This is a genomic window from Alloprevotella sp. Lung230 (genome assembly GCF_014385435.1).
Lineage (GTDB): Bacteria > Bacteroidota > Bacteroidia > Bacteroidales > Bacteroidaceae > Alloprevotella.
Window position 1 is genome coordinate 23,759 of sequence record NZ_JACSUD010000016.1, and the last position, 20,345, is coordinate 44,103.

The following is a 20,345-nucleotide window of genomic DNA, read 5'->3' on the forward strand; positions in this document are numbered from 1 at the left end:
GGTGTCAGAGCGCGGCAAATTTTCGTACGGAACTGTCCCAAAGGGGCGTTTCTTCGCAAAGGCGGATGGCTTCGAGGGGAGTGGAGGCTACGCGCCAAATTTCGCAGTGGACGGGACGCATGAAGTGCTCATCGGTGCAGCGGCGGAACTGTTCCAACAGCGGTGTGAAGAAGTCGGCCGTGTTGAGAATAACGATGGGTTTGCCATAAAGTCCAAGTTGCTTCCAAGTGATGATTTCGAGCAATTCTTCGAGCGTCCCCACCCCACCGGGGCAGGCGATGCAGGCATCGCTTTGGGCCGCCATCGTCTCTTTGCGGCTGTGCATGTCGGGCGTCACGATGAGTCGGCTCATTCCGGTGTGCTGCCAGTTTTGCTCCAACATAAACTGCGGAATGACTCCGATGGCACGCCCACCGGCTGCCAAGACGGCATCAGTGGTGGCGCCCATCAGTCCGGTACAGCCGGCACCATTGACGAGGGTATGGCCGCGCCGAACCAGGAGTGTTCCCAGTTCGGCGGCAGCTTGCTTGTAGACTTCGGGCACTTGACCCGAGGAGGCGGCATAGATGGTGATGTTCATGCGCAGCGTTAGAAATGTTAGAGTTGGAAAGCCTTCTTGATGTCGTCCACGCGGTCAAGCTTTTCCCAGGTGAAGAGTTCGACATCGAGGGTTTTCGGGGCTTCGCCACGCTGCTGGAAAGTCTTGGTGACGATGCGATTTTGGCGTCCCATGTGGCCGTAGCGGGCAGTCTCTTCGTACATGGGCTGGCGGAGCTTGAGGGTGCGTTCGATGGCGGCAGGGCGCAGATCGAAGAGGGTTTTGATTTTTTCGGCAATCTCGCCATCGCTCAGCGCCACCTTGCTCTTGCCGTAGGTATCGACAAAGACGCTCACAGGGTCGGCCACACCGATGGCATAAGCCAGTTGGACAAGCATTTCGTCGGCCACGCCGGCAGCCACCATGTTTTTGGCGATGTAGCGTGCGGCATAAGCGGCCGAACGGTCCACTTTGGAGGGGTCTTTTCCGGAGAAAGCACCTCCGCCGTGAGCACCTTTGCCGCCATAAGTGTCAACAATAATCTTGCGACCCGTCAAACCAGTGTCGCCGTGAGGGCCGCCGATGACAAACTTGCCCGTGGGATTGACGTGATATTTAATGTCGCTGTGTGCAAACAAGGCCTTCACTTCGGGAGTCGTGACGCGACCACTGAGGACGCGGGGGATGAGGATTTCGATGACATCTTTGCGAATTTTCGCCAACATCTGCTCGTCGGCAGCAGCTTGACTGCCGGCCTCTTCGGCGCTGATGAAGTCGTCATGCTGGGTGCTCACAACGATGGTGTCGATGCGGGTGGCACATCCGTTGTCGTCATACTCCACGGTGACCTGACTTTTAGAGTCGGGGCGCAGATAGGTCATCACCTTGCCCTCGCGGCGGATGTCGGCCAAGACGATGAGGATGTCGTGGGCCAGGGAGAGAGGGAGGGGCATGTAGCGGTCGGTTTCGTTGTTGGCATAGCCGAACATCATGCCTTGGTCGCCGGCGCCTTGTTCGTCGGGATTGATGCGTTCCACGCCGCGGTTGATGTCTTCGCTCTGTTCGTGAATGGCCGAGAGAATACCGCAGCTGTCGGCGTCAAACTTGTATTCAGCCTTGGTGTAGCCGATGCGGCGGATGGTGCGGCGCACGGTGTCTTGGAGGTCGACGTAGGCATCGGACTTCACTTCGCCCGCCACCACCACTTGGCCGGTGGTGACGAGGGTTTCGCAAGCCACCTTAGAGGTGGGGTCGAACGCCAGAAGTTCGTCGAGAACGGCATCGGAGATTTGGTCTGCTACTTTGTCAGGGTGTCCTTCCGACACCGATTCGGAGGTGAAAAGATAAGCCATTGTGCTGTTGTTGTTTTGAAACGTTGAGAAAAAACGGCGCACGTCTATAAACAAAAAACGCCTGCCGGTTGCCGGAGTGGCAAAAGCAGAACGAAGCAGATGGAGGTGCAAGAGAAAGTAGCTTTTTCTTCTCCCGAGAAGAAGAACGAGGGCGCAGCACTAAGTGGCATGCGGGTCGTTTTAGCATTTTTTTCTGAGGTTGCAAGCAGTCAAATCTGTCCTCGTTCGAAAAAAGGGAGTGGAAACACCTTGTTGTGCGCCTGATAGGACTCGAACCTACACGTCTCGCAACACCAGATCCTAAGTCTGGCGCGTCTACCAATTTCGCCACAGGCGCGGTTTTCCGCCTGCAAAAGTACTGCTATTTGAGAAAAGTACAAAGAAAACAGACAATATTTTTTGTCTTTCTCCCACGAATTGGTATTTTTGCATCTTAAACTCCTCTTCGAATGAACAAAACTCTCTTCCTTTTGCTGGCTTTTCTGCTCCCAATCGCTGTGTGGGGGCAAAGTCTTGTACCCACGGCTGCACCGGTGATGAAGATTGTCGCCGCCGACGGCACGACGAGCGAAGAGAGCAGTTACGAAGGGGGCGCCCCTCTCCACGTGCGCTTTGAGGCTCATCCCGAAAATCAAGGAGCACGAACACCGCTCTACGAATGGCGATTTCTGAAAGACGGCGACAGCACCCCCTTCTTGCTGCGCTACGACGAAAACACCGAATACACGTTCGCACAAAGCGGTAGTTTTAGGGTGCAGTTGTTGGCCTCCTTTGTGTTGGGGAAGGACACTGTTTCCTACGAGATGGACACGCCCTTCCGCATCGTCATCACAGAAAGCAAACTCGAAATGCCCAATGCCTTCACCCCCAATGGCGATGGCACGAACGATGTGTTCCGTGCCAAAGAAGGCTACCGCAGCCTGGTGGAGTTCAAAGCGATGGTGTTCAACCGATGGGGCAAGAAGGTGGCTGAATGGGGCAATCCCGCCGATGGGTGGGACGGTCGCTCCGGCGGCAGTGATGCGCCCGATGGCGCTTACTACCTCGTGGTCAAAGCACGAGGAGCCGATGGGGTGCGCTACGACATCAAGAAGACCATCAATCTGTTGCGCAAAAGTATCGGGACGGGCGGCTCTTAAAACAGATGTTCTGAAACGGCTTTAAGAAATACCGCGAAAACCGCTTATTTTTGAAGAAACAGCAACACCACAATGACTTCACAAGACAAAGGAAAAATAGAAATCCTCGGTGCGCGCGTTCACAACCTGAAGAACGTCGATGTCACCCTCCCGCGCCACGCCATGACGGTGATCACCGGTTTGAGCGGCAGTGGAAAGTCTTCGCTGGCTTTCGACACCCTTTATGCCGAAGGACAACGCCGCTACATTGAAACCTTTTCGGCCTACGCGCGCAACTTCCTCGACAATCTCGAACGTCCCGATGTCGATAAAATCACCGGACTTTCTCCCGTCATCAGCATCGAGCAGAAGACTACGAACAAAAATCCGCGCTCCACGGTCGGCACCGTCACCGAAATCTACGACTTCCTCCGCTTGCTTTATGCCCGTGCGGGCGATGCCTACTCCTACATCAGCGGGGAGAAGATGGTGAAGTACACCGAGGAGCAAATCCTCGAGCGCATCCTGACCGACTATGCCGACCGCAAGGTCTATCTCCTTGCGCCCTTGGTCAAACAGCGCAAAGGCCACTACAAGGAACTCTTTGAGAGCATTCGCAAAAAGGGATTCCTCAACGTGCGCGTCGATGGCGAACTCCGATCCGTGGAACACGGTATGCGCCTCGACCGCTACAAAAATCACGACATCGAAGTGGTCATCGACAAGCTCCGCGTACAGAGTAAGGACGAGGAGCGCTTGAAAAAGAGCGTGCGACAAGCCCTCCAACAAGGCGATGGACTGATGCTCATCCTCGATGCCGACACCGACGCCGTGCGCTTCTACTCGAAGCGGCTGATGTGTCCCACCACGGGATTGGCCTACCGAGAGCCGGCTCCCCACAACTTCTCGTTCAACTCCGCACAAGGCGCCTGCCCCAAGTGCAAAGGGTTGGGCTACGTCAATGTCATCGACCGCGAAAAAGTGTGTCCACGTCCCACCCTCAGTATCAAAGAGGGAGCGTTGGAACCATTGGGAAAATACAAAAATGCCCTCATCTTCTGGGAAATCGAGGCCGTGCTGCTCAAGTACGATTGCAGCCTCACCACCCCTGTTCAGGATATTCCCGAAGAGGCGATGGGCGAAATCTTCAACGGATCGGGCGACCGCCTGCGCATTCCTGCTTCCATCGCCAAAACAAGCGAAGACTATTATGTCGAGTTTGCCGGATTGGTGAAGTACATTCAGCAGATGGCCGATGCCGAAATGTCGGCGGCCGCTCAGAAATGGGCCGACCAGTTTTCGAGCACCACCACCTGCCCCGACTGTCAGGGTCAGCGACTCAACCGCGAGGCGCTGTCGTTTAAGTTCGGAGGAAAAAACATTGCTGAACTCGCCCATATGGACATCGGCGAACTCTCCGAATGGTTGGCCGATTTGGAAACGCAACTCACCGGAAAACAGGCGGCCATCGCCACCGAAATTCTCAAAGAGATTCGTTCGCGCTTGTCCTTTCTGCTCGATGTCGGGCTGGACTACCTCTCCCTCGACCGCGCCACGATGACGCTTTCGGGCGGTGAAAGCCAGCGCATCCGTTTAGCCACGCAGATCGGCTCACAGTTGGTCAATGTGCTCTACATCCTCGACGAACCCTCCATCGGCCTGCATCAGCGCGACAACGTGCGGCTCATTCGTTCGCTCCAGCAGTTGCGCGACACCGGCAACACCGTAGTGGTCGTGGAGCACGACAAAGATATGATGCTGGCGGCCGACTACGTGATCGACATCGGGCCGCGAGCAGGACGCAAAGGCGGGGAAGTCGTCTTTCAAGGGACACCTCGGGAGATGCTCGCCACCCACACCCTCACCGCCGGCTACCTCACCGGCGAACGCCAAATAGAAGTGCCCGCCACTCGCCGTAAGGGCAACGGCACAGCCTTCCGCATCTTTGGCGCAAGCGGCAATAATCTCAAAGGCGTTGACGTGACCTTCCCTCTCGGCACCCTCACTTGTGTGACCGGTGTTTCGGGTTCGGGAAAATCGACCCTCATCAACGACACCCTGCTGCCCATTCTTTCGCAACACATCTATCGCTCCTTGCGCGAACCTATGCCCTACGACCGCATCGAAGGGTTGGAACATATCGACAAAGTAGTGGCGGTCGACCAGAGTCCGCTCGGACGCACACCGCGCTCCAATCCGGCCACTTACACCGGCGTTTTTGCTGACATCCGCAGCCTTTTTGTCAATCTGCCGGAAGCAAAAATCCGCGCCTACAAGCCGGGACGTTTCTCTTTCAATGTCAAAGGCGGACGCTGCGAGACCTGCAAGGGCAATGGCTACAAGACCATCGAGATGAACTTCCTCCCCGATGTCTACGTGCCGTGCGAAACCTGCCACGGCAAGCGCTACAACCGCGAAACGCTCGAAGTGCGCTTCAAAGGCAAGAGCATCAGCGATGTGCTTGATATGACCATCAACCAAGCTGTGGAGTTTTTTGAAAACGTGCCCAATATCCTCCATAAAATCAAAGTGTTGCAGGAAGTGGGACTGGGTTATTTGAAACTCGGGCAGTCGTGCACCACGCTGTCGGGCGGCGAAAGTCAGCGCGTCAAACTGGCCACCGAACTTTCCAAGCGCGACACCGGTCGGACGGTCTACATCCTCGACGAACCCACCACCGGACTGCATTTTGAAGACATCCGCGTGCTGCTCGGCGTCCTCAATCAACTCGTGGAGAAAGGCAACACCGTCATCGTGATTGAGCACAACCTCGATGTCATCAAAGTGGCCGACTATATCATCGATATGGGTCCCGAAGGCGGACGCGGCGGCGGACAACTGATCGCTTGCGGAACGCCCGAAGAAGTCATCAAAGCCGGAAAGGGCTTTACCGCGAAATTCTTGAAGGAAGAACTCAAGCACTGAGTCGCACAAGCCTCTATTTTTTTCTCTCGACAAAAAATCATTTCAATCCATTATTCACCCCTAAATCCCTTACTACGTTATGTTTGAAGGACAACCCAAAGGGCTCTTTGCCCTCGCCCTCGCCAATACTGGTGAGCGTTTCGGCTACTACACCATGTTGGCCGTGTTCGTGCTGTTCTTGCAGGAAAACTTCGGATGGAGTGCCGGTGTAGCCGGATCGTTCTATTCCACCTTCCTCATGTTCGTCTATTTCCTTCCTTTTATTGGAGGTATCTTGGCCGATAAATACGGCTATGGCCGTATGGTGACGATTGGTATCATCATCATGTTCTTTGGCTATATGCTCTTGGCTGTTCCTCTTGGTGCCGGCAATTTGGCAGTTGCAGCCATCGTGGGAGCACTCACGTTTGTTTGTATCGGTACCGGCCTCTTTAAGGGCAATCTGCAAGTCATGGTGGGCGACCTGTACAATTCGCCCGAATTGGCCGGTAAGCGCGACTCTGCCTTCTCCCTCTTCTATATGGCCATCAATATTGGTGCCCTCTTTGCACCCACCGCAGCCGTAAAGATTATGGACTATGCTCAAAACGGAATGGGTTACTCCAAGGCCGATAGTTACCACTTTGCTTTTGCCGTGGCTTGTCTTTCGCTCATCGTGAGCATCGCCATCTATTTTGCTTTCCGCTCCACCTTCCGTCATGTGGAAGGCGGCACAAAGAAAAATGTGGCCGCAGCTCAAGAAACCACAGCCCCCGAACTTTCGGCTTCTGAAACGAGAGCACGCATCGTGGCACTCTGCCTCGTGTTTGCCGTGGTGATTTTCTTCTGGATGGCATTCCACCAAAACGGACTTACCCTCACCTATTTCGCGCGCGACTATGTGGCCACTTCTGCCACGGGAGTACAATCCATGTTCTTCGATGTCATCAACATTGTTTTAGTCATCGTTTCCATCTATGCCGCTTTTGCCGTAGTGCAGAGTAAGAGTACGAAGGGCAAAGGCATCGCAACGCTCATTGTGTTTGCAGCCTTGGGTGCGCTTTACTACAAATATACGCAGATTTCCGGTGCCGTTGCTGTCGATGCTCCCATCTTCCAGCAATTCAATCCCAGTTTCGTGGTGGGCTTGACTCCCGTGAGCATCGCCCTCTTCGGTTGGTTGGGTAAGATCGGTAAAGAACCTTCCGCTCCTCGCAAAATTGCCTATGGTATGCTCGTGGCCGCAGTAGGTTTCGGCATTATGTTCTTCGGCTCGATGGGCTTGGCCACTCCCGACGAACAAAAAGCGGCGATTGATGCAGGAGGAGAAGTGGCACGCGTTTCTCCCAACTGGCTCATCTCGACTTACCTCGTTCTGACGTTTGCCGAACTTCTGCTTTCGCCCATGGGCATTTCGTTCGTGTCGAAGGTAGCTCCTCCCAAATACAAGGGTATGATGATGGGCGGCTGGTTTGTGGCTACGGCCATCGGTAACTTCCTCACCGTAATTCCTGCTTACCTCTGGGGCGGCCTCTCGCTCACCGTGGTTTGGGGTGTGCTCATCGCTTTGTGCGTGCTTTCCTTCATTTTCATCTTCTCGCAGATGAAGCGCCTCGAAAAGGTGTCCTAAACCTCCGCGAAGCGCCAACATCCTCCAAGAGGGTATGCCCCACGTGCGGGCATACCCTCTTGTTGTTTTCCCCTCCTACAAGACCCCAAAAAACACCACCGCGGGCAGAGAGGCGCAGTGCTTCTCTGCCCGCGGTGGCATTTCAGTGGCAGCTTTGATCGGTGATGTGTTCAAAAAGTGTACGTTCAAAAAGCGGGGGAAATGTGTCAGAAGACGAGGCGCTTTTCGCCCTTTCTCACCAGTACACCGTGGGAGGCATCAGGGTTGAGGACGCGGCGGCCGGAGAGGTCGTACCAGAAGGCAGAAGCGGTGCGCGCATCGGGACGGCCGTTGGGGGTGGTATCCCAAGCGTCGGGGTCAGGGTCGGCCAAGACAGTGTCGATGCCCGTGAGGGTGGGGTTTTGTTCGGCCGTCTGATAGACACGCACCCAGTCGAAACGCGTTTCGTAGACAAAAGCCGGGTCGGGATGTCCGGCCCAACTGCCATCGCCCACACTCTGGTTGAGGATGAGGTAGAACGGAGCCGTGTACGGCCACTGGCCGTTGGCCAAGGCATCGGCGTTGGTACTTTTGGGTGCACTGCCCACCTTCTCGCCGTCCACGTACCAAGTGATGAGAGTGGGCGTCCACTCTGCGGCAAAGGTGTGGTAGGCGGTGTAGTCGATGTTGCGACCCTGCACGGCCGAGGTGGGGTCAGACTTGTGCTTGAGGTCGTAAGTCCAGTGGGAGTGGAGGGTGTGGTAGGACACGCTTTCCTCGTTGATTTGCTCCCAAATGTCGATTTCTCCGGCGTTCGGCCAACCTTTGCTATTGTCTTGGGGCATCATCCAAAAGGCGGGGAAGTTGCCCTTGTGGGGATGCGTGAAAATGCGGGCTTCGACGCGGCCGTAACAGAAGGAGAATTTGCTTTCGCTTCTGATTCCTCCGCTGATAAAGGACTTCTCTTCTACACCTTTAAGACGTTCGGGAGTGGCCATGGCGCGGCAAACGAGTTCGCCGTTTTTCAAAAAGACGACAGCATCATCATCCGAGCAGAAACGATTCCAAGTGGATTTTCTGCGGAGGGTGCGCGACCAAAATTTATCGTTGGGCTGGGTGTTGTCGTCGCCTTCAAACTCTTCACTGAAAACGGGTAGGTATTTGGAATGACGAGTGGGTTTGTAGTGGGCGGTGAGCTGCACCCTCCCCTGCATAATTTCGGCCGGAAGGGTGACGATGCCTTGGTCGTTCGCTGTGAGCGCGAGGGTTTCCCACCGCGTTTCGCCTTCGGCCGCTCCCTCTTGCTGTTGAGCATAGCGCACGGAAAGTTCTTCCACTTCGTAAGAGGGTTCTACCGGCACGACCCGCACTTTGAGCGCTTTCCCGCGCTGAGGTTGTAAGGGAAGCGCGCCCCGCTCGGCATAGAGGTTGGCGTGGCGGGTGTCGAGTTGCAGGCTCACCTGCGGATAGGCGGTGGGGTGAAGACTGAGCGTAAAGTCGGCCACGGCGCCGCCATTGACCACGATGCTGTTGTTGCCCGTAATGGTGCCGTCTTCGCCCAAAGCCCCTGCGGGATCGGTGTTGTTCCAATCAATTTTCACACGAAGGCGATAGTTGCCGGTGGCAAGGTCGTTCGGCAGTTGGAATGCCGGTGGTTGGAGGGCGTTTCCCCAGCCTCCGCCGTTTTGTGCGATGGGTTCTCCGAGCGAGTTCTTCCCATCGGCATAGGAGTAAGACACGAGTTCGTCGGCCGAGAAGCTCCCATCATTGTTGCGGTCGAGATAGACATATCCGTGCATCCAAGGCGATGCGCCCGACTGGTAGTTGAAGCGGATTTGCACCTTGTCGCCGGGCAGAGCGGTGAAGGCTTGTGCCGTGAGGTCGTTGTAGACAAACCGCGTGCCGACGTTGAGGGTTTGCGGTCCGTCGGCCGATTGTAGAGTGACGGCACGAAGCAGACGGTCGTTGCGGGTGATGGTTTGCGACTTGTCGAAGTTCAGCGCATAGTCGCCGGAGGTCTGTGCTGCTGCCGCAAAGGGCGTCACGGTGAGGAGGGCACAGAAAGCGAAAAGAGAGGGGAAGGACATGGTAAAAGAGAGGGGGGATGGTGGGGGTGAATATTCGATAAAAACGCCCATCGGACGGTAGCTGCAGCAAGACGTTGTCGATGGCCGCAGCAAGATTCTGCCGATGAGTATGGTGCAAAGGTACGAAATTAAGAGGAATGCGCAAATGTCTCCTAACGACTTTCTCCTCGGCACGTTACTTCCGTGCGCTTCGGAACGGCAAGCAGCAAACGTCCCATCGCGAGGAGACGTTCGTCCCTTCCCGAGGAGACAAACGTTCCTTCACGAAGAGACATTCGTCCCTTCGTGAAGAGACGAAAACTACTTCCGTGAGCATTGCCACCGGAAGGCGGGCAGTTTCGCCCCGCCCACTCGCCGTTCATCGCCACATGTGGGTATCGCTCCGGTGAAAAAGGAGTGCGCTTTACCCAAAATTGGGGATTGTGTGCCCCAAAGGGAGTCTGTATCTTTGCAGGACGAATAAATACCGTTATATGCAACTAAAAATACTCCCTTTATTCTTCCTGAGTGCTTGCTGTGCCGGTGCGCAGACGTTGCCTCATGGAGTAGCCGGCCTGCCCGAAGACAGCACACGCACCACCACGAAAGCGCCTCTGCGCGAGCGCCGACTGGGCGAAGCCACCGTGATGGGCATGTCCGAAGCCCGCCGCACAAAGGTGGCACCGCTCACGGTGAGCGTGCTGGGGCTGCAACAACTGGAAGGCACGGCCTCCTCCCTCAACGGCGTGCTGCAACGCGTGGCCGGCGTGACGGTGCGCGCCACCGGCGGTGTGGGCAGTGCCTCGCGCATCTCGGTGCGCGGACTGGAAGGAAAGCGCATGGGCATGTTTGTCGACGAAGCGGCGATGGGTCAGATGAGCAATTTTGTGAACATCGACGACATCCCGACCGACATGATTGAGCGCGTGGAAATCTACAAAGGCATCGTGCCCTACAAGCTCGGCGGCAGTGCGCTGGGCGGTGCGGTCAATGTGGTGACGAAGGAGTATCCGGAACACTACTTCGACGCGTCCTACGAGGTGGGAAGCTACAACACCCACCGCTTCAACACCATCTACAAGCATCGCATCCCCGGCACGCATCTGCAATGGGGAGCCGGTGGGGGCTGGATTTCGTCGGACAACGACTATGAGATGACGCTCGCCACCCTCGGCAACCGCCGCATCCGTCGCAACAACGACCGTTTCGAAAAACTCATGGTCGGGACATCGCTCACGGCCAAAGAAGGGTGGTTTGACGAACTGAAATCGGAACTCATCGGGTTCTACACGCGCCAAGGGGTGCAGGGTTTCGACAACGACATCCGCGAAGCCTACAACCACGCGCAGTCGGTGGTGTGGACGTTCAACGCCAAGCGCGACAACTTCTTCCTCCAAGGGCTCGACTTCGACTGGGACGTGGCCTACAACCTCGGGCGCTACGGCTTGAAGGACCTGGCCAAGACGCGCTACGACTGGGACGGCAACCGCATCCCCTCCCTCTCGCCCCACGGCGGAGAAGCGAACAACTATCCCTCGGACGGACGGCATGTGTCGCACGACTTCATGAGCAAACTCAATCTGGAATATCGCCTCAACCCCGTCCACGCCTTCAACCTCAACCTCTACGCCACCAACACCGTGCTCCATCCCAAGAACGAACCGATGGACAAGGCGCTGGGCTTCTCGGCCAACTTCAACAGCCGCTTGTCGAGCCTCATCACGGGACTTTCCTACGACCTCACCCTCCTCGACGGCCACTTGCAGAGTGCCTTCACCCTCAAAAACTTCTGGGTGAACTCTCGCGCCAAGATGCTCCAAAACTTCTACATCTCTCAGCCCGTACCCGTGCGCATCGACCAAAATCGCTGGGGCGCCAGTTGGGCGGTGCGCTACAGCCTCGACCACCAATGGATGCTCAAGATGGCGGCCTCGTCGGAAGTGCGCGTCCCGACGAGCGAGGAGCTCATCGGCAACGGCTACAGTATCCTCCCCTCCATCGACCTTGCTCCCGAACGCAACAAGGCGCTCAACTTCGGGGCGCTCTTCCACCACAACAACGAGCGGGGCGGACTGCTCGAAGCGGAGGTGAACCTCTTCCTCAGTCAGCTCGACGACATGATACGCTTTATGCCCGACATGATACCCACCATGGCGCGCTACCGCAACTTCGGCAAGGTGCGCACGATGGGCATTGAGGGCGAAGTGAAGTGGGACGCCCTCTCCTGGCTCTACCTCTACGCCAACGTCACCCTCCAAGACCTGCGCGACCGCCGCCGCTTCACGCCCGGCACGACGGTGGAAAACCCGACCTACGACAAGCGCATCCCCAACGTGCCCTACACCATGGCCAACTTCGGTTTTGAACTCCACCGCAACAACCTCTTCGGCGGACGAGGACAGCGCTCCCGCTTCCTCCTCGATGCGTCCTACATCCACGAGTATTTCTACGACTTCGAAATGAGCAAATATCAAAGTCGGAAGATACCCACCTCCCTGACCTTCGACCTCGGTGTGGAGCATAGTTTCGGCCACCGCCGCTGGACGCTCAGCGCCAAACTCCGCAACCTGACCGACCGCGCCGTGATGTCGGAACTCAACCGCCCGCTGCCCGGCCGCAACTTTGCCGTCAAACTCCGCTATCTGCTGAAATAAACTTATCATTCATACTTTTTATCAACATGAAACTCAAATCTCTCTTTCTCGCCCTGTGCAGTGCAGCACTGCTCACGGCCTGCGACAAATCCAACGACACGCCTACGCCCACCCCACCCGCTTCGGCCGACTTCGACGGGCTGCTCTTTGCCACCTCCGTCACCAATCCCGAAGGTGCCAGCGGTTCGTGCTATCTCCAAGCCGTGCCCAATCTCAACACCGCGACCTACGACAACAGCAACGCCATCCCCACAGGCTTCGGCACGCCCATCATCGTGAACGGCAAGAACGTCTACGTCCTCCCCGACTACATGGGGCAGAACAAGGCCGTCCTCACGCGCTACAAGGTGAACAAGGACAGAAAGTTCATCCCACAAGGCGAACTCACGCTCCCCGGCGGTGCAGGCGCTTGCAATGTGGTGCAGGTGAGCAACACGAAAGCCTACGTGGCCTTCCAAAACCTGGGCAAGGTGATGGTGTTCAACCCCACTACGATGACCAAGACGGGCGAAATCGACCTCAACAGCCTGGCTCACCCCGACACCCGCGTGGCACCGGCCACGATGCTCGAACGCGACGGCCTGCTCTACGTTGGTCTCTCGCAGTTTGACGCCCAATGGATGCCCAACCACAAGATGGCTGAACTCGCCCTCATCGACACCAAGACCGACAAATTCGTCAAACACATCAAGGACGAGAAGCACGAACTCTCCTTTGCCACGCGCCCCATCGACCCCTATTCGATGTTCATGGACGAAGCTGGTGACATCTACGTCAACTGCATCGGTAGTTTCGGCTTGAAGCCGGGCTTCAAGGGCGGTATCCTGCGCATCCGCAAGGGACAGACCGACTTCGACCCCGACTATGTGATTGACCTCAGCGCCACCACCGTCGAAGGACTGCCCACGGGCGCCGACTTCCTCTCGGCCGTCTACTACGGCGGCAACGGTAAACTCTACGCCTACGTCAATTCCTACAAGCTCGACCCTGCCGGAATGAGCAATCCCTACGGTGCGAAGTCGTCGGCCCCGGCCATCATCGACCTCAAAGCCCGCACCATCCGCCGCATCATGGATCTCCCCATCTCCAACCCGCACGCCGTGGCAGTCTATGCCTACAAGGGTAAGGTCATCTTCGGCAGTGCCAACGAAAAGGCTTCGGGCTTCTACGTCTACGACCCCGCCACCGGTAAGTCCGCAGGTCCTGTCATCACCGTGAAGGGCAACCCCTACGCCATCGTGAAGTACTAAACCTTCCTGCGGTCAAGCACCGCTCACCTCTTTAAGACAACAGCGCCCACCCTCCTGCCTCTTCGGCCGATGAGGGTGGGCGTTGCCGTATAGTTTGTGAGAGTGAATAAAAGTTCGTATCTTTGCCTGACCTATTCTCATCATTATCTTCCTATGAAACGCTCCCTGCTCCTGCTTTCCCTATGCTGCGCGGCCCTTTCGCTCACAGCGCAACGTACCACTACCCTGCTCACCGAGGGGTGGACCTTCCATCGTGGCGATGCGCCCGGCGCACAAACTCCCGACTACAACGACCGCACGTGGACACGCGTCAGCATCCCCCACGACTGGGCCATCACCGGCCCCTTCGACCGCAGCCACGACCTGCAAACCGTCGCCGTGACGCAAAACGGCGAGACGCAGGCCACGGTAAAGACCGGTCGCACCGGCGGACTGCCCTACGTTGGCGTGGGCTGGTATCGCCGCACCTTCACGCCCACCGCCGGCCGCCGGGTGAGCCTCGTGTTTGATGGGGCGATGAGCGAAGCCCGCGTCTATGTCAATGGGCGCGAAGCCATCTTCTGGCCGTTGGGCTACAACTCCTTCCATGTGGACATCACCCCACTGCTCCGCACCGACGGCCAGCCCAATACACTTGCCGTTCGTTTGGAAAATCGACCGCAGTCGAGCCGCTGGTATCCCGGGGCGGGACTTTACCGCAACGTGCGCTTGGTCGAAACCGACCGCATCCATGTGCCCGTCTGGGGCACACAGCTCACCACGCCCCACGTGGCAGAAGACTATGCCTCCGTCTGCTTGAAGACCCACGTGGAAGGGGCCGACACTGCCCGGCTCACCCTCAAAACCACCCTGCGCGACGAACAAGGGCACGTGGTGGCGGCCAAGACCAACGAGGCTTATGTGGCGCATGGGTTGCCCATCACGCAAAACTTCATCATTGAGCGCCCCCGCCTTTGGTCGCCCGAAACGCCTCATCTCTACCGCGCCGTGACAGAAGTCTACACCGAAGGCGTGCTCCGCGACACTTACGAAACGCGCTTCGGGGTGCGCAGCATCGAGGTGGTGGCCGACAAGGGATTTTTCCTCAACGGTCGGCTGCGCAAGTTTCGCGGCGTCTGCAACCACCACGACCTCGGCCCGCTCGGGGCAGCGGTCAATGTGAGTGCCCTCCGCCACCAGCTCGCCATCCTCAAGGACATGGGCTGCGACGCCATCCGCACCGCCCACAACATGCCCGCCCCCGAACTCGTGCAACTCTGTGAGGAGATGGGTTTCATGATGATGCTCGAACCCTTCGACGAGTGGGACATCGCCAAGTGCGAGAACGGCTATCACCGCTACTTCGACGAATGGGCGGAACGCGACATGGTCAACCTCCTGCGGCAGTATCGCAACTCGCCCGCCGTGGTGATGTGGAGCATCGGCAACGAAGTGCCCACGCAGTGTTCGGCCGAAGGCTACAAGGTGGCCACGATGCTTCGCGACATCTGCCATCGCGAAGACCCCACGCGCCCCGTCACCTGCGGTATGGACCAAGTGAGTTGTGTGCTCGACAATGGGTTCGCCGCCATCATGGACGTGCCGGGCTTCAACTACCGTGCCCACCGCTACACCGAAGCCTATCGCCGTCTGCCGCAAAATGTGGTGCTCGGTTCGGAAACGACCTCGACGGTGAGCAGCCGTGGTGTCTACAAGTTTCCTGTTGTGCTGAAGTCCGATGCCATCTATCCCGACCATCAGTCGTCGGGCTACGACACAGAGTATTGTTCGTGGTCGAACACCCCCGATGTCGATTTCGCCCTCGCCGAAGACTATCCCTGGACGATGGGGCAGTTTGTCTGGACGGGCTTCGACTACCTCGGTGAACCTTCGCCCTACGACACCGATGCCTGGCCTTCTCACGCCTCCCTCTTCGGCATTGTCGACCTCGCCTCCCTGCCCAAGGACCGCTACTATCTCTACCGCTCCGTTTGGAACAAAACAGCCCCCACCCTGCACGTGCTACCCCACTGGACGTGGCCGGGGCGCGAAGGGGAAATCACGCCGATCTATGTCTACACCAACTATCCCGAAGCCGAACTCTTTGTCAACGGAGTGAGTCAAGGGCGGAAGCGCCACGCCTCGCGCCCTACTCCCTCGATGGACAATCCCGATCCTGCCACCATCAAAGACGGCAGCATCGAAGCCCGCTACCGCCTCATGTGGAACGAGGTGGTCTATGCCCCCGGAGCACTGCGTGTGGTGGCCTACGATGCGCAAGGTCGCCCGGCCGAGGAGCGCACCCTCCACACAGCAGGAGCGCCCCACCACTTGCAGCTCACGCCGGCCGTCTATCCGGGCGATACATCCACCCTTCCGGCCGATGGCAACAGCCTGGCCTATGTCACCGTCTCTGTGGTGGACAAGGACGGCAATCTCTGCCCCGATGCAACCCACTTGGTACGCTTCAAGGTGAAAGGTGCCGGACAATACCGTGCGGCCGCCAACGGCGACGCTGCTTCGCTCGACCTCTTCCACCTCCCGCAGATGCACGCCTTCTCGGGGCAGTGCACCGCCATCATCCAAGCCGGAAAGATGCCCGGCACACTCACCCTCGAAGCCTCGGCCAAAGGGTTGAAGTCTGCCCGCCTTTCACTCCGTGTCGAATAGTGCTTTTGTTCTGCAACACCTTACTTTTCACCCCTCAACCTATTGATTGCTTATGCTGACCACACGTTTTTCACTCTTGGGAGCACTGTTCTCCCTCTTCGTTTCTTGTTCCGGTGGCAACGAAACACCGCAACCCACGCCTCCCATAGCCCCATCTCTCCCTGAAAAAGTGGCATTTGCCCATGGGGCGGACATCTCGTGGTACACCGAAATGGCGGCCGATGGCCGTAAGTTCTACAACACCCAAGGACAGGAGCGCGAGGCCCCGGTGCTGATGCGCGAACTGGGGATGAACGCTGTGCGCCTGCGGGTGTGGGTGAACCCCGAAAACAAAGGGGTGAACTTCTGCAACACGGCCGATGTTGTGCGCAAAGCGAAGGCTGCCCAATCGGCAGGACTGGCCGTGATGATCGACTTCCACTACTCCGACTGGTGGGCCGACCCGGGCCGGCAGGAAATTCCAAAAGCCTGGCAGGGGCATGCTTTCAGCGAACTGGAAAAGGACGTGCGCCGGCACACCACCGATGTGCTCACCGCTGTGAAGCAGGCGGGTGTGACGCCGCAGTGGGTCCAGGTGGGCAACGAGACGAACAACGGGATGCTCGGCGAAATGGGCACAACTCAGAAGCCGGCGCAGTATGCCGCCCTCTTCCGCACCGGCTGTGAAGCCGCAAAATCGGTGTTTCCCAATGTGCTGGTGGTGGTCCACTTGGCCAAAGGCTACGATTCGGGGCTTTTCAAATGGAACCTTGACCTGCTCCGCAACAATGGGGCAAAGTTCGACCTGATTGGCATGTCGATCTACCCGACGGAACACCGCTATTGGGAGAACGGCGCTTGGAAACAGCAATCCTTTTGGTCGGAAACCCGCCGACAGCAGGTGGTGCTCCACAGCGGCAGCGAACTGATAGATGCAGCGATGGAAAACATGGCCTTTGTGGCGCAGCGCTACGGCTGCAAGGTCCTCGTCTCGGAATGTGGCATGCCGCTCTCGACGCCTGCCGAGTCCAAGCAGTGGTTTGAGCAACTCTATCGCGCCACAAAGGCTTCGTCCCACTGCGCAGGCTGGTTCTACTGGGAACCGCTGGCCGACGGTCGCTGGCGTCCGGCTTCTTATGCCCAATGGAACTGGGGAGCCTACGACATGGGAGCATTCACCCCCGAGGGGCGTCCCACACCACTCTTTGATGTACTGAAACCTTGATGTCTACCTTTTCCCTCGCGCGTACGCGCGCTCTCTACAATAGCGTGTGTATTTTGCCTTCACTCCTTCACCGGGAGAGGTAAGTCGCAGAGAGACAGGAGATTGCGGGTGAAGGCAAGAGGTGCTCCATCCTTCACCTCATTCACAGGATTTCCCTTCACCAACAACTCCATCATTATCAGCAGTTTACGCCTTTCGGTGAAGGCAATGAAGGCAAAAAACAATGTTTTATAGTAGTAGCGCGCGCGTACGCGCGAGAGAAAAGGATAGGAAGGAGGGAAATTTACCTCCGAGATAAAGCGAACTACCTCTGAGGTAGAAGAAACTACCTCAGAGAAAAATCAATTCTCCCCATAGTTGCATAAAGGGAATCTTCGGAATGACCGAAGATTCCCTTTTCTATAAACACGAAAGAGGCCATCTTCCACTGAAGACAGCCTTTCTTTCGAACATAGACATAACAATTTAAATTCTTACTCTGACGGCGCAGAACTTAGCGTTGAAACCAAGCAGCCTTGCTATCAGATTGCACTGCAAAGGTAGGCACTTTCTGAAGCCTATGCAATACCCAAAAGTGGTGATTTTGATGCTTTTGGCCCATTTCTCCTTCCTTTTCCCACTATCAAAAGGCATCGGCAGGTGCAGAAATGTGCTTTTTGCGGTCGAAATGATAGGTAAAGGTAAGCAAAAGTGACACATTGCGTCCTTTCTTCGTGAAATCCGACGACAGGCGATTGACCGGCAGCAGTCCAAAGTTGGCTTCCACTCCCGCGGTGAGGGCCGTAGGAAACTGGTAAGCCACACCGGCTTTCAGTCCGGCATCAAAGCGACGGCTACCGCTGAGCGAGAAGGTGGGGTCGGTATAACTGATTTTGCGCTCGCCGGCCGCCGTCCCATCGCCACGAGTGCGGCGCCGTCCTCCCACGCCATAGGCGGTGTAGACACCGGCCATGAAGCGCAGATAGCGATGTTCGGCAAGGCGGTGGTAGTAGTGGAGCGGCAGGTCGAGTTGGAGATAGTGGGCGGTGTAGTCGCGGTGCATCGTGCTCTCCACAGGTCGGCCTTGAGCATCGGTGCGCTGAAGGTGTTCGCCGGCTGCATTGCGGCGTGGCTGTCCTGCGGCATCGTAGAGGAGGTCGGGCGTGAGGCGGTCGGCCTCTTCCCAACCTTTTCCGGCAAAGCCAAAGGAGGGGGCAAGCGCCCAATGCTGATCAAGCTCAAACTCGTAGCCAAGGGCGACTTGGGTAGCGCCTACGGGGCGATGGGCATTGTAGTGGCCGGCAAAACCACCTCCGAGTTGCAGGAAGAGATGCTGGGCTGAGAGCGAGAAGGGCAGGAGGGCAAAAAAGAGAAGGAGGAAGGACTTGTGCATAGTGGAGCGTGTTGGAAAAAGGGAGGAGAAAGACTGAGGGAGGAGCGAAGCGCGTCACTCGCCCCATGTGCTGCGGTCGAGATTGCGGTAGCTCACCGCCTCGGCAATATGGACGGAAGTAACCACATCGGACGCAGCGAGGTCGGCAATGGTGAGGGCTACTTTCAAGATGCGTTCATAGGCGCGTGCCGAAAGATTGAGGCGGTTCATGGCGGTTTCGAGCGACTGCCGTGCGCCGTCGTCGAGGTGTACAAACTCGCGAATGTGGGGCGCTTCCATTTGTGCGTTGCAGTGGACGCGGGGTGTTTGGGCAAAGCGGGCTGTCTGCCGCTCTCGGGCGGCGATGACACGGGCGCGGATTTCGGCCGAACTTTCACCTTCGGGCGCGCTGGAAAGTTCTTTCACCGGCACCGGAGTCACCTCTACTTGAAGGTCGATGCGGTCGAGCAACGGGCCGCTGATACGGCTCATGTAGCGCTGCACTTGTCCCGGACGGCAGGAACACTCGTGGGAGGGATCGTTGTAATAGCCGCAGGGACAGGGGTTCATGGCGGCAATCAGCATCATCGAGCAGGGAAGCGTGGCGGTGTATTTGGCACGAGAGATGGTGATATGCCGATCTTCGAGCGGTTGGCGCAGGGTTTCGAGGGCGTTTTTTGAAAATTCGGGAAACTCGTCGAGAAAAAGTACCCCGTTATGGGCAAGGCTCACTTCCCCCGGTTGGATATTGCCTCCGCCTCCGATGAGCGCTACATCAGAGATGGTGTGGTGCGGTGCGCGGAAAGGGCGGGTGGAGATGAGGGTATCGTTGCGTTGAAGTTTGCCAGCGACAGAGTGGATTTGCGTGGTTTCCAAACTTTCGGCCAGCGAGAGGGGCGGCAGAATGGAAGGCAGGCGTTTGGCCATCATGCTCTTTCCGCAGCCCGGACTTCCCACCAACAAAAGGTTGTGACCACCGGCGGCCGCCACTTCAAAAGCCCGCTTCGCCACCTCCTGCCCTTTCACGTCCTTAAAATCGTGAGAGAAGCGGTTTTGGGCGGCATAAAACTCCTCGCGGGTATTAACCACGGTCGGAGTGATGAGGTTCACACCTTCCAAATGCTCGACCACTTGGCGGAGGTTGCCGGCGCCAAACACTTGGAGATTGTCGACCACGGCGGCTTCGCGGGCATTTTCTTCGGGAACGAAAATCGCTTCATAGCCCAAACGACGCGCCAAAATAGCGGCCGGCAACACGCCCCGCACCGGCCGTAAATCGCCGTTCAAACCGAGTTCGCCGAGGAAAAGACAGCGCTCCATCCGTTCCTGCTCGATGCGCAGCAGGTCGTGCGTCTGCAAAATGCCGATGGCCAGCGGCAAATCATAGCCGCTGCCCTCTTTTTTAACATCGGCAGGAGCAAAATTCACGGCGATATCTGCCGCGCCGTTGATGCCGTAGCCGCTGTTTTCCATGGCCGACCGCACCCGCGTTTTGCTCTCTTTGACCGCATTGTCCGGCAGGCCGACCATGATGTAGACAGGCTCACGCGGCCCTTTCACAGGGCTGACATTGACCTCGATGAGCACACGGGAGGCACTGAGTCCGTTGATGGCGATGGAGTGAATGGTCGATAGCATAAGGCGAAATTA

General features: G+C 57.4%; 12 protein-coding genes and 1 tRNA gene. 7 read left to right on the plus strand and 6 right to left on the minus strand.

Annotated features, from left to right (window positions below):
- Window positions 1-4: 4 nt before the first annotated feature.
- The 3 genes from H8527_RS08300 to H8527_RS08310 form a co-directional block, all read right to left on the minus strand.
- Entirely contained in the window at window positions 5-580 is a 576-nt protein-coding gene (locus H8527_RS08300) for a TIGR00730 family Rossman fold protein (protein WP_187547290.1), read from the minus strand.
- A 17-nt stretch (window positions 581-597) separates the two neighbouring features.
- Window positions 598-1,890, minus strand: a complete 1,293-nt coding sequence (gene metK / locus H8527_RS08305; RefSeq protein ID WP_187547292.1) for a methionine adenosyltransferase — start codon at window positions 1,888-1,890, stop codon at window positions 598-600.
- 255 nt (window positions 1,891-2,145) lie between these two features.
- Window positions 2,146-2,227 (minus strand) — tRNA-Leu (locus H8527_RS08310).
- A gap of 112 nt (window positions 2,228-2,339) precedes the next feature.
- On the opposite strand from H8527_RS08310, the gene H8527_RS08315 reads away from it, so the two are divergent.
- From H8527_RS08315 to H8527_RS08325, 3 genes are all read left to right on the plus strand, one after another.
- Entirely contained in the window at window positions 2,340-3,029 is a 690-nt protein-coding gene (locus H8527_RS08315) for a gliding motility-associated C-terminal domain-containing protein (RefSeq protein WP_187547294.1), read from the plus strand.
- Window positions 3,030-3,101: 72 nt separating this feature from the next.
- Window positions 3,102-5,933: an excinuclease ABC subunit UvrA gene (uvrA, locus tag H8527_RS08320; protein ID WP_187547296.1), complete on the plus strand. Its 2,832-nt coding sequence runs from the start codon at window positions 3,102-3,104 to the stop codon at window positions 5,931-5,933.
- 79 nt (window positions 5,934-6,012) lie between these two features.
- Complete coding sequence (locus H8527_RS08325) at window positions 6,013-7,542, plus strand: peptide MFS transporter (RefSeq protein ID WP_187547298.1); 1,530 nt, start codon at window positions 6,013-6,015, stop codon at window positions 7,540-7,542.
- A 206-nt stretch (window positions 7,543-7,748) separates the two neighbouring features.
- On the opposite strand, the gene H8527_RS08330 is transcribed toward H8527_RS08325, so the two are convergent.
- On the minus strand, window positions 7,749-9,608 hold the full coding sequence (locus tag H8527_RS08330) for a glycoside hydrolase family 16 protein (protein ID WP_187547299.1): 1,860 nt from the start codon (window positions 9,606-9,608) through the stop codon (window positions 7,749-7,751).
- Between the two features lie 473 nt (window positions 9,609-10,081).
- Here H8527_RS08330 and H8527_RS08335 point away from each other — a divergent pair, with 473 nt between their 5' ends.
- The 4 genes from H8527_RS08335 (at window position 10,082) to H8527_RS08350 (ending at window position 17,344) form a co-directional block, all read left to right on the plus strand.
- Window positions 10,082-12,241, plus strand: coding sequence for a TonB-dependent receptor (locus H8527_RS08335; RefSeq protein ID WP_187547302.1), 2,160 nt, complete (start codon window positions 10,082-10,084; stop codon window positions 12,239-12,241).
- A gap of 26 nt (window positions 12,242-12,267) precedes the next feature.
- Window positions 12,268-13,491: a hypothetical protein gene (locus H8527_RS08340; RefSeq protein WP_187547304.1), complete on the plus strand. Its 1,224-nt coding sequence runs from the start codon at window positions 12,268-12,270 to the stop codon at window positions 13,489-13,491.
- Between the two features lie 153 nt (window positions 13,492-13,644).
- Window positions 13,645-16,140: a glycoside hydrolase family 2 TIM barrel-domain containing protein gene (locus tag H8527_RS08345; RefSeq protein ID WP_187547306.1), complete on the plus strand. Its 2,496-nt coding sequence runs from the start codon at window positions 13,645-13,647 to the stop codon at window positions 16,138-16,140.
- A gap of 52 nt (window positions 16,141-16,192) precedes the next feature.
- Entirely contained in the window at window positions 16,193-17,344 is a 1,152-nt protein-coding gene (locus H8527_RS08350; protein WP_187547308.1) for a glycosyl hydrolase 53 family protein, read from the plus strand.
- A 622-nt stretch (window positions 17,345-17,966) separates the two neighbouring features.
- Here H8527_RS08350 and H8527_RS08355 read toward each other — a convergent pair.
- Both H8527_RS08355 and H8527_RS08360 read right to left on the minus strand, forming a co-directional pair.
- The gene (locus H8527_RS08355; RefSeq protein ID WP_187547310.1) at window positions 17,967-18,716 is read right to left on the minus strand and encodes an outer membrane beta-barrel protein; all 750 of its coding nucleotides are present in this window, start codon (window positions 18,714-18,716) and stop codon (window positions 17,967-17,969) included.
- A gap of 54 nt (window positions 18,717-18,770) precedes the next feature.
- A complete protein-coding gene (locus H8527_RS08360) occupies window positions 18,771-20,333 on the minus strand; it encodes a YifB family Mg chelatase-like AAA ATPase (protein ID WP_187547312.1) in 1,563 nt (520 codons plus the stop codon).
- Between the last annotated feature and the right edge of the window lie 12 nt (window positions 20,334-20,345).